Below are 1,192 nucleotides of genomic sequence, written 5' to 3'. Positions count from 1 at the left end.
GACGATGGCCAAGGCGAAGTTTGAGCGGAACAAGCCGCACTGCAACATTGGGACGATCGGCCATGTGGATCATGGCAAGACGTCTCTGACGGCGGCGATCACGAAGGTGCTGGCGAAGCAGGGCGGGGCGTCGTTCACGGCGTACGACCAGATCGACAAGGCTCCTGAGGAGCGCGCTCGCGGCATTACGATTTCGACGGCGCACGTCGAGTACGAGACGCCGAACCGGCACTATGCGCATGTGGATTGCCCGGGCCACGCCGACTACGTGAAGAACATGATCACGGGTGCGGCGCAGATGGACGGCGCGATCCTGGTGGTGTCTGCGGCTGACGGCCCGATGCCGCAGACGCGGGAGCACATCCTGCTGGCGCGCCAGGTTGGCGTGCCGGCGCTGGTGGTGTTCCTGAACAAGATGGACCTGGCTGATCCTGACCTGGTCGAGCTGGTGGAGATGGAGGTGCGCGAGCTGCTGTCCTCCTACCAGTTCCCGGGCGACGACATCCCCATCGTGAAGGGTTCTGCGGTCGCGGCTCTCGAGGACAAGACTCCCGAGATCGGCGAGCAGGCGATCCTGAAGCTGATGGAAGAGGTGGACCGCTACATTCCGCAGCCTGAGCGCGCGGTGGACCGTCCGTTCCTGATGCCGGTCGAGGACGTGTTCTCGATCTCGGGCCGCGGCACGGTGGTGACGGGGCGCGTGGAGCGCGGCGTGATCAAGGTGGGCGAGGAGGTCGAGATCATCGGCCTGCGCGCGACGATCAAGACGACGGTGACGGGCGTCGAGATGTTCCGCAAGCTGCTGGACAGCGGCGAGGCCGGCGACAACATCGGCGCGCTGCTGCGCGGCACGAAGCGCGAGGAAGTGGAGCGCGGTCAGGTTCTGGCGAAGCCGGGCTCGATCACGCCGCACACGCAGTTCAAGGCGGAGGCGTACATCCTGACGAAGGAAGAGGGTGGCCGTCACACGCCGTTCTTCACGAACTATCGTCCGCAGTTCTACTTCCGGACGACGGACGTGACGGGGATCGTGAAGCTTCCCGAGGGCGTCGAGATGGTGATGCCTGGCGACAACGTGTCGATGGACGTCGAGCTGATCGCGCCGATCGCGATGGATGAGGGCCTGCGCTTCGCCATCCGCGAAGGTGGCCGCACCGTCGGCGCCGGCGTCGTCGCCTCCATCGCGAAGTAA

1 protein-coding gene is annotated in these 1,192 nt (G+C 65.4%); it reads left to right on the top strand.

The genetic code is table 11. The annotated features are described in order from the left end of the window. The first annotated feature begins 4 nt into the window (after window positions 1-4). Window positions 5-1,192, top strand: coding sequence for an elongation factor Tu (gene tuf / locus WJM96_RS22840; protein ID WP_424814868.1), 1,188 nt, complete (start codon window positions 5-7; stop codon window positions 1,190-1,192).

It is taken from the genome of Roseococcus sp. YIM B11640 (assembly GCF_049727625.1).
Classification (GTDB): domain Bacteria; phylum Pseudomonadota; class Alphaproteobacteria; order Acetobacterales; family Acetobacteraceae; genus Roseococcus.
This window is presented reverse-complemented; position numbering and strand designations above follow the sequence as displayed.

What these genes read in the sequence shown, in the direction of transcription:
- tuf (WP_424814868.1), top strand. Translation starts at nt 5, where the DNA reads ATGGCCAAGGCGAAGTTTGAGCGGAACAAGCCGCACTGCAACATTGGG.